The sequence below is a fragment of the Streptomyces sp. NPDC042002 genome (genome assembly GCF_055588305.1).
Map to the genome: position 1 here is coordinate 56,040 of NZ_JBVJCT010000021.1, position 9,918 is coordinate 65,957.

1 protein-coding gene is annotated in these 9,918 nt (G+C 73.0%); it reads right to left on the reverse strand.

Annotated elements, in window-relative coordinates:
• Positions 1 to 14: 14 nt before the first annotated feature.
• Positions 15 to 9,548, reverse strand: a complete 9,534-nt coding sequence (locus tag ACZ6KY_RS27020) for a type I polyketide synthase (RefSeq protein ID WP_469312881.1) — start codon at positions 9,546 to 9,548, stop codon at positions 15 to 17.
• Between the last annotated feature and the right edge of the window lie 370 nt (positions 9,549 to 9,918).

The window sequence follows — 9,918 nt, forward strand, 5'->3', positions numbered from 1 at the left end:
CTGCTGTCGCGGTGTTAAATGCCGAGCTCTTTCTCGATGAAGTCGAAGAGCTCGTCGGGCGTGGCCTCCTGGAGTTTCTCGGTGACGGCCTCGCCACGGGTTTCGCTGTGCGGTTCACCCCATTTCGCCAGCAGGGCCTGCAGTCGCAGCGCGATGTCGTCGCGTGTGCCGGTGTCCGGGTCGAGCACGGAGAGCGCGGATTCGAGCTTCTCCAGCTCCGCGATGCCGGGAGCTGCCCCGGTGCCGCCGTCCTGCGTGATCTCGGCGCGCAGGAACGCGGCCAGGATGTCGGGGGTCGGGTGGTCGAAGACCAGGGTCGCCGGGAGCTTGAGTCCGGTGGCCGCGCCCAGCCGGTTGCGCAGCTCCAGCGCGATCAGCGAGTCGAAGCCCAGCTCCTTGAAGGCGCGCCCGGCGCCGACCTCGTCGGTGGTGGTGTGGCCCAGCGCGGTGGCCGCGTGCGAGCGCACCAACTCGACGACGGTGAGCGTCTGTTCGGCCGGGCTCATCACCGCGAGCCGCTGCCGCAGCCGCTCGGCCGGCGACTGCTCGCCGGCCGGCGCGCCGGTGGCCTGGGCCGTCTCGGCGAGCCGGCGCACCTCGGGCAGGCCGGAGATGAACGGGCTGGGCCGTACGGCGGTGTAGCCGGGGGCGAACCGCTCCCATTGGATGTCGGCGACCGCCACGGCCACCTCCGCGTGGTCCAGGGCCTGTTGCAGGGCGCGGATCGCGGCGGCGGGCGGCATCGCGGGCACCCCGCCCCGGTCCAGCCGCTCCCCGATCGCGCCGCCCGCGGCGAGCCCGGTGTCGCCCCAGCGGCCCCAGGCCACGGAGGTCGCGGCCAGCCCCTGGGCGTGCCGGTGCTCGGCGAGTGCGTCCAAGTAGGCGTTGGCGGCGGCGTAGTTGCCCTGTCCGGCGTCACCGAGGGTGCCGGCCACACCGGAGAAGAGCACGAACGCCGACAGGTCCAGCTCACGGGTCAGCTCGTGCAGGTGCGCGGCGGCGTCCGCCTTGGGGGCGAGCACGGTCGCGAACCGTTCGGGGGTCAGCGCGTCGATCACGCCGTCGTCCAGCACACCGGCGGTGTGCACCACGGCGGTCAGCGGGTGCTCGGCGGGGATCCCCGCGATGAGCGCGGCCAGCGCCTCGCGGTCGGCCACGTCGCAGGCCGCGACCGTGACCGTGGTGCCCAACGCCTCGATCTCGTCCCGCAGTTCGGCGGCGTCCGGCGCGTCGATACCGCGCCGGCTGGTCAGCACCAGATGCTCGGCGCCGTTGCCGACGAGCCAGCGGGCGACGTGCGCGCCCAGGGCTCCCGTGCCGCCGGTGACGAGCGTGGTGCCCCGCGGCTTCCAGCGGCGCACCACCGGCGTCTCGGCGAGCCGCGCCCGCTCCAGCCTGCGCACGTACGCGGCGTTGGAGCGCAGCGCCACCTGGTCCTCGACGCCGTCGCCGTCGCCGTCCAGGATGCCCGGGAGGCGGCCGAGGGCACGCTCGTCGGCCTGCTGCGGCAGGTCGATCAGACCGCCCCAGCGGTCCGGGTACTCCAGCGCGACCGTGCGTCCGAAGCCCCACACCAGCGCCCCGGCCGGGTCGGCGAGCGCCTCGCCGGACGCGGTGGCGACGGCGCCCCGGGTGACGCACCACAGCGGCGCGTCCACCCCGGCGTCGCCGAGCGCCTGTACCAGCGCGGCGGTGGCGAGCAGCCCCGCCTTCCCGGCGCCGTCACCCGCGAGCAGGGACAGCACCCCGGCGGGCGCGGCCCCGTCCACCGACGCCGTGAGCAGGTCCGTCAGCGCCGCGCGCCCGGCTCCGGCCGGCACGCCGAGGGTACGGACCTCGGCGCCGTGCTTGGTCAGTACGTCCGTGATCACGGCGGCGTCGACGCCTTCGGGTACGGCGACGAGCCAGGTGCCGGACAGGCGTGCGGTGGCCGGGTCGGCGATCCGCTTCCAGGTGATCCGGTAACGCCAGCCGTCCACCGTGGACTGCTCGCGGCTCTGCCGACGCCAGGACGACAGGGAAGGCAGGACGGAGGTCAGCGAATCGTTGTCGGCCAGGTCCAGTTCGGCGGCCAGCGCCTCCAGGTCCTCGCGCTCCACCGCGTCCCAGAACCGTGCGTCCTCGATGCTCTCCGAGACCACCGGCACCTCGACGGGCGCAGCCTCGGGCCAGAACCGCTGCCCCTGGAAGGCGTACGTCGGCAACTCCGCCCGACGCGCCCCCGAACCGGCGAACACGGCGTCCCAGTCGACCGAGGCCCCACGCACGTACGCCTCGCCCACCGACTGCCAAAACCGCTCCAGACCACCCTCGTTACGGCGCAGCGACCCCACCACAGCCACCTCACGACCGGCGCCCTCGGCCGTCTCCTGCACACCCACACTCAGCACAGGATGCGGACTCGACTCCACGAAGACACCGAAGCCGTCCCCCAGCAGGATGCGCGTGGCCTTCTCCAACTCCACCGTCTGACGCAGATTGGTGAACCAGTAACCCGCATCCAGCTCAGGACCCCTCACCCACTCACTGGTGACCGTCGACAGGAACGGAACCCGGGCTTCCAACGGGCTTACCGGCGCGAGGAGTTCAGCAAGCTCCTCACGCAACAGCTCCACCTGCGCGGAATGCGAGGCGTAGTCCACAGCGATCCGCTTCGCCCGCACACCGTCCCTCTCACAGGCGGCGAGGAACTCATCCAGCGCCAGTGTCTCGCCCGAAATCACCACCGAGGAAGGCCCGTTGACCGCCGCGACCGAGATCCGGTCCTCGCCCCACGGCGCTATCCGCTCCCGCACCCGCACGGCCGGCAAGGGCACGGACACCATCCCGCCCAGACCCGCCAGCAACCGGCCGATCGCCTGACTGCGCAACGCGACGACACGGGCCGCGTCCTCCAGAGACAAGATCCCCGCCACACACGCGGCAGCGATCTCACCCTGCGAATGACCCACCACCGCGTCCGGCTCCACACCGGCAGCACGCCAGACCTCGGCGAGGGAGACCATCACCGCGAACAGCGCCGGCTGCACGACATCCACCCGGTCGAGGGAAGGCGCGCCCTCGGCGCCGCGCAGTACGTCGCGCAGCGACCAGTCGGTGAAGGGTTCGAGCGCCTTCGCGCACTCGTCCACCCGGGTGGCAAACACGGGTGAAGCGTCCAACAACGCCTCGGCCATGCCTACCCATTGCGACCCCTGTCCGGGGAAGACGAAGACCGTCCTGCCCCCGATCGCGGACCCCTGGGTCAGCAGGGGCGAGGTCTCCCCCGCGGCCAGCGCGGTGAGCGCCGCCACGTAGTCCGAGCGTTCCCGGCCCACCAGCACGGCCCGGGTGCCCAGGGCCGTACGGGCAGTGGCCAGGGAGTGGCCGATGTCGACGAGCCGCAGGTCAGAGCGGCTTTCCAGGTGGTCGAGCAGGCGCCGGGCCTGGTCACGCAGGGCCGCCTCTGTGCGGGCGGTCAGCGGCCACGGCAGCACGGCGGAGCCGTCCTGGCTGGCGGTGCCCGGGGTGTTGCCGGTCAGTAGGGGTGCGGTCGGGGAGGACGCAGGGGTCCCCTGCTCGACGGGGGCCGAGTCCACGGGGGCCTGCTCGATGATGGCATGCGCGTTGGTGCCGCTGAAGCCGAACGACGAGACGCCCGCACGCCAGGGCCGCCCGGTCTCCGGCCAGGCCCGCGGCTCGGTCAGCAGGTCGATCTCGCCCATGGTCCAGTCGACGTGCGGGGTGGGCTCGGCGATGTGCAGGCTGCGCGGCAGCACGCCGTGCCGCATCGCGAGGACCATCTTGATCACGCCGGCGACTCCGGCCGCGGCCTGGGTGTGTCCGATGTTCGACTTGATGGAGCCCAGTAGCAGCGGCTGCTCGGCGGGCCGGTCCTGGCCGTACGCGGTGAGCAGCGCCTGCGCCTCGATGGGGTCGCCCAGCTTCGTGCCGGTGCCGTGCCCCTCCACCACGTCCACATCGGCGGCGGAGAGACGGGCGTTGGCGAGAGCCTGGCGGATGACGCGCTGCTGCGACGGCCCGTTGGGCGCGGTCAGGCCGTTGGAGGCACCGTCCTGGTTGACGGCCGAGCCACGTACCACCGCGAGGACGGGGTGCCCCTTGGCGCGCGCGTCGGACAGCCGCTCCACGAGCAGGATGCCCACGCCCTCGGCGGGGCTGAAGCCGTCGGCGTCCGAGGAGAACGCCTTGCAGCGCCCGTCCGTCGACAGCCCGCGCTGGCGGCTGAACTCGATGAAGGTGCCCGGGGTGGACATGACCGTCACACCGCCGGCCAGCGCGATGGAGCACTCGCCGTTGCGCAGCGCCTGCACCGCCAGGTGCAGCGCCACCAGGGACGAGGAGCAGGCCGTGTCGACGGTGACCGCCGGGCCCTCCAGACCGAAGGTGTACGACAGCCTGCCGGAGACCACGCTGCCCGCGCTGCCGGTGGCGAGGTGTCCCTCCAGCCCGTCCGTGGCGGCGCGCACCAGGTTGGAGTAGTCGGAGCCGTTGGTGCCGACGAACACCCCGGACTGGGTGCCGCGCAGCGTCTCCGGGTCGATGCCGGCGCGCTCGAACGCCTCCCAGGAGGTCTCAAGGAGCAGCCGCTGCTGCGGGTCCATGGCAAGGGCCTCGCGCGGCGAGATGCCGAAGAAACCGGCGTCGAAGTCGGCCGCGCCGGACAGGAAGCCGCCCTCGCGGGTGTACGAGGTGCCCTGTGCGTCGGGGTCGGGGTCGTACAGCGCCTCCACGTCCCAGCCGCGGTCCAGCGGGAACTCCGAGAGCGCGTCGCCGTCGGAGGACAGCAGCCGCCACAGGTCCTCGGGGCTGCGTACCCCGCCGGGGAAGCGGCAGCTCATCGCGACGATGGCGATCGGCTCGGCGTCGGCGACGCCCGTCGCGGCGACCGGGGCCGCGGCCGCCGCGTCCCGCCCCAGCACCTCGCCGCGCAGGTGACGGGCGAGGACGGTGGGCGTGGGGTGGTCGAAGACCAGGGTGGGCGGGAGCTTCAGCCCGGTGACCGCGTTCAGCCGGTTGCGCAGTTCCACCGAGGTCAGGGAGTCGAAGCCGAGCTCCTTGAAAGCCCGGCCGGCCCCGACGGCGTCGGGGCCGGCGTAGCCGAGGACGGCGGCGACCGCGGTGCGGATCAGGTCGAGCAGCAGCCGCTCCTGCTCGGTCTCGGACCGGCCGGTCAACCGCCGTAGGAACTCTGCGGCACCGTCGGTGTCCTGCGTGGCCTCGGCGCGGGTGCTCTCCATGGCCTCGCGCGCCTCGGGCAGGTCGTGCAGGAGCGGCCGGGCGCGGCCGGAGGTGAAGGCCAGGACGAAGCGCTTCCACTCCATGTCGGCGACGGTCAGCGTCGTCTCGTCCCGGTCCAGCGCGTGCTGGAGAGCGCTCACGGCCCGCTCGGGCGACATCTCGATCACACCGTGCCGGCGCATGCGGTCGCCGACCGCGCCCTCGGCCATGCCGCCGTCGCCCCAGGGGCCCCAGGCGATGGCGGTGGCGGGCAGGCCGGCCGCGCGCCGGTGCTCGGCGAAGGCGTCCAGGAAGGCGTTGCCGGGCGCGTAGTTGCCCTGGCCCGGCGCGCCGAAGGTGGCGGCGAAGGAGGAGAAGAGCACGAACGCCGACAGGTCGAGGTCACGGGTCAGCTCGTGCAGGTGCAGCGTGGCGTCCGCCTTGACCCGGAAGACCCGCTCGACCTGCTCCGGCGTGAGCGCCTCGACCACGCCGTCGTCCAGGACGGCGGCGGTGTGTACGACGGCCGTCAGCGGGTGCTCTGCGGGGATGCCCGCGATGAGCGCGGCCAGCGCCTCGCGGTCGGCCACGTCGCAGGCCGCCACGGTCACCTTGGCACCCAACGCCTCGATCTCGTCCCGCAGTTCGGCGGCGCCGGGCGCGTCGATACCGCGCCGACTCGTCAGCACCAGATGCTCGGCGCCGTTGCCGGCGAGCCAGCGGGCGACGTGCGCGCCCAGGGCTCCCGTACCCCCGGTGACGAGCGTGGTGCCCCGCGGCTTCCACTCGCGTACGGCCGGAACGTCGGCCAGGCGCGCGCGCACCAGCCGGCGCACGTACTGGCCGGAGGCTCGCAGCGCCACCTGGTCCTCGGCGCCGTCGCCCGCGAGGACACCGACGAGCCGGGACAGGGCGCGTGCGTCTGCCTCCTGCGGCAGGTCGATCAGGCCGCCCCAGCGCTCGCCGTGCTCCAGCGCGGTGACCCGGCCCAGGCCCCACACGGGCGCCTGCGCGACATCCGCGATCGGCTCGGCACGCCCGGTGGAGACGGCACCCCGGGTGACGCACCACAGCGGCGCCGCCACCTCGGCGTCACCGAGCGCCTGGACGAGGGTGAGGGCGGCGATCACGCCCGCGGGCGCGGCCTCGCTCAGGGCGTCGCCCCCGGCCGGGGTCACCAGAGAAAGCACACCGGCGGGTTCGGGCCCGTCGGCGAGCATCTCGCGGATCCGGACGGCCAGGTCGTCGCGGCTTTCGCCGGCGACCGCGAGGGTACGGACGTCGGCTCCGTGCTCCGTGAGCGCACCGGTGATCGCGGCGGCGTCGGCTCCCTCGGGTACGGCGACGAGCCAGGTGCCGGACAGGCGCGCGGTGGCCGGGTCGGCGATCCGCTTCCAGGTGACCCGGTAACGCCAACCGTCCATGGTGGACTGCTCACTGCTCTTCCGACGCCACGCCGAGAGCGCCGGCAGCAGCGAGGTCAGCGTCTCGTCCCCGTCGATGCCGAGCTCGGCCGTGAGCGCGGCGACGTCCATCCGCTCGACGGCCTCCCAGAACCGGGCGTCCACCGGGTCTGCGGTCGCGGTCTCCTCGACCGTCCCGCTCTCCAGCCAGTAGTGCTCCTGCTGGAAGGCGTACGTGGGCAGATCGAGGTGGCGTGCGGCCGTCCCCGCGAACACGGCGTCCCAGTCGACCGAGGCCCCACGCACGTACGCCTCGCCCACCGACTGCCAAAAACGCTCCAGACCACCCTCGTTACGGCGCAGCGAACCCACCACAGCCACCTCACGGCCAGCGTCCTCGGCCGTCTCCTGCACACCCACACTCAGCACCGGATGCGGACTCGACTCCACGAAGACACCGAAGCCCTGCTCCAACAGGACGCGGGTCGCCTTCTCCAACTCCACCGTCTGGCGCAGATTGGTGAACCAGTAACCCGCATCCAGCTCAGGACCCGTCACCCACTCATTGGTAACCGTGGACAAGAACGGAACCCGCGCCTCCAACGGACACACCGGAGCCAGGAGTTCAGCAAGCTCCTCACGCAACAGCTCCACCTGCGCGGAATGGGAGGCGTAGTCGACCGCGATCCGCTTCGCGCGCACACCGTCCCTCTCACACGCGGCCAGGAACTCATCCAGCGCCGTCGCCTCACCCGAAACCACCACCGACGAAGGCCCGTTCACCGCCGCCACCGAAATCCGGCCCTCACCCCACGGCGCTATCCGCTCCCGCACCCGCACAGCCGGCAACGGCACCGACACCATCCCGCCCAGACCCGCGAGCAGCCGACCGATCGCCTGACTGCGCAACGCAACCACACGAGCCGCATCCTCCAGAGACAAGATCCCCGCCACACACGCGGCAGCGATCTCACCCTGCGAATGACCCACCACCGCATCCGGCACCACCCCGACCGAACGCCACACCTCGGCCAGCGACACCATCACCGCGAACAGCACCGGCTGCACGACATCCACCCGGTCCAGGGAAGGCGCACCCTCCACGCCGCGCAGCACGTCGGTCAACGACCAGCCCGTGAAAGGCTCCAGCGCCTTCGCACACTCCTGGACACGAGAGGCGAACACCGGGGAAGCATCCAAAAGCCCCTCGGCCATACCCACCCACTGCGACCCCTGACCAGGGAAGACGAACACCGTCCGACCACCCACCACCGAACCGGTCACCACGCCGGCGGCCATCACACCCGAAGCGACCGCCGCCACCCCGGCCACACGATCCGGACCCAGCACCACGGCCCGATGCTCCAACCCCGCCCGGGTCAACGCCAAGGACCGCCCGACCGCCACCACATCGGCATCCCGATGTATCCACTCCCCCAGCCGCGCCGCCTGCCCCCGCAACGCCGCAACACCCTTGCCCGACAACACCCACGGCACCACCGCAGGACGGGCACCCTCCACAGCCACGCCCGCCTCGGCCTCCGGCGCCTGCTCCACGATGACGTGAGCGTTCGTACCACTGAAACCGAACGAGGAGACGCCCGCGCGGCGCGCCCTGTCGGCCTCGGGCCACGGGACCGCCTCGCTGAGCAGGGACACCGCGCCCGCGGACCAGTCCACGTGCGGAGTCGGTTCGCCGACGTGCAGGGTCTTCGGCACCACGCCGTGGCGCATGGCCTCGACCATCTTGATCACGCCGGCGACACCGGCGGCGGCCTGGGTATGGCCGATGTTCGACTTGATGGAGCCCAGCAGCAGCGGCTGCTCGGCGGGCCGGTCCTGGCCGTACGTGGCCAGCAGCGCCTGCGCCTCGATGGGGTCGCCGAGGGTGGTGCCGGTGCCGTGCGCCTCCACCACGTCCACATCGGCGGCGGACAGCCGGGCGTTGGTGAGCGCCTGGTGGATCACGCGCTGCTGCGACGGCCCGTTGGGCGCGGTGAGGCCGTTGGAGGCACCGTCCTGGTTGACGGCCGAGCCACGGACGACGGCCAGCACGGGGTGGCCGTTGCGTTGCGCGTCGACCAGCCGCTCCACGAGCAGCATGCCGACGCCCTCGCCCCAGCCGGTGCCGTCGGCCTCGGCGGCGAAGGGCTTGCAGCGCCCGTCGGGCGCGAGGCCACGCTGCCGGCTGAACTCGGTGAAGGTGGCAGGGGTCGCCATGACGGTGACGCCACCGGCGAGGGCGAGGGTGCACTCGCCGTTGCGCAGCGCCTGCACGGCGAGGTGCAGCGCGACCAGGGACGAGGAGCAGGCCGTGTCGATGGTGACCGCCGGGCCCTCCAGACCGAAGGTGTAGGCGACGCGGCCGGAGGCGATGCTGCCGGAGCTCCCGGTGCCGAGGAAGCCCTCGACGCCCTCGGGCACGGTGTCCAGGCGGGCGGTGTAGTCGTGGTACATCACGCCCGCGAACACGGCGGTGCGGCTGCCGCGCACCGAGGACGGGTCGATGCCGGCCCGCTCGAAGGCCTCCCAGGAGCTCTCCAGGAGCAACCGCTGCTGCGGGTCCATGGCGAGGGCCTCGCGCGGCGAGATGCCGAAGGGGGCGGGGTCGAAGCTGGCGGCGTCGTAGAGGAAGCCGCCCTCGCTGACGTAGCTGGCCCCTGCGCTGTCCGGGTCGGCGTCGTAGAGCGACTCCACGTCCCAGCCCCGGTCGACGGGGAAGGCGGAGACGGCGTCGTCACCGTTCTCGACGAGCCGCCACAGGTCCTCGGGAGTACGGACCCCGCCGGGGTAGCGGCAGCTCATCGCGATGATCGCGATGGGCTCCTGGTTCTTCTCCTCGACCTCGCGGAGCCGCCTGCGGGCCTGGCGCAGATCGGCGGTCGCCCGCTTGAGGTAGTCGCGAAGCTTGTCCTCGTTCACCATGTGCGTGGGCTCCATGCCAGAGAGGCGGTTGTACGGGTCGGACCGGCCGGTGCTCCGCACGGCGGGGCGGACCGGGTCCCGGGGGTGGTCGGTCGGGGCCGGCGGCCGGATTCCGCGCGGGGCGGGGCCGGGCCCGGGTCCCGGGAATGTCGGGTCGGTTCCGGGCTGCCGGTCGTCCCGCGTCGCGGGGGTCGCGGCCGTCCCGGATGGGTCGGGCCGGTCGGGCCCGGTCGGCCCGCCTCCTGAGCGGGCTCGGCCGGATCGCCGACGGCTGTCGGGTCGGTCGAGGGCGTGCCGAGCGGCGAGTGCGCCGCGCCCCGGAGAGGTCCCTCCCGGTCTGGACGTACGTAGTCGTCCAGACCGGGAGGGA

Bases quoted from the DNA above. Each gene is read 5' to 3' on its own strand.
- ACZ6KY_RS27020 (WP_469312881.1), bottom strand. From the start codon at position 9,548: ATGGTGAACGAGGACAAGCTTCGCGACTACCTCAAGCGGGCGACCGCC.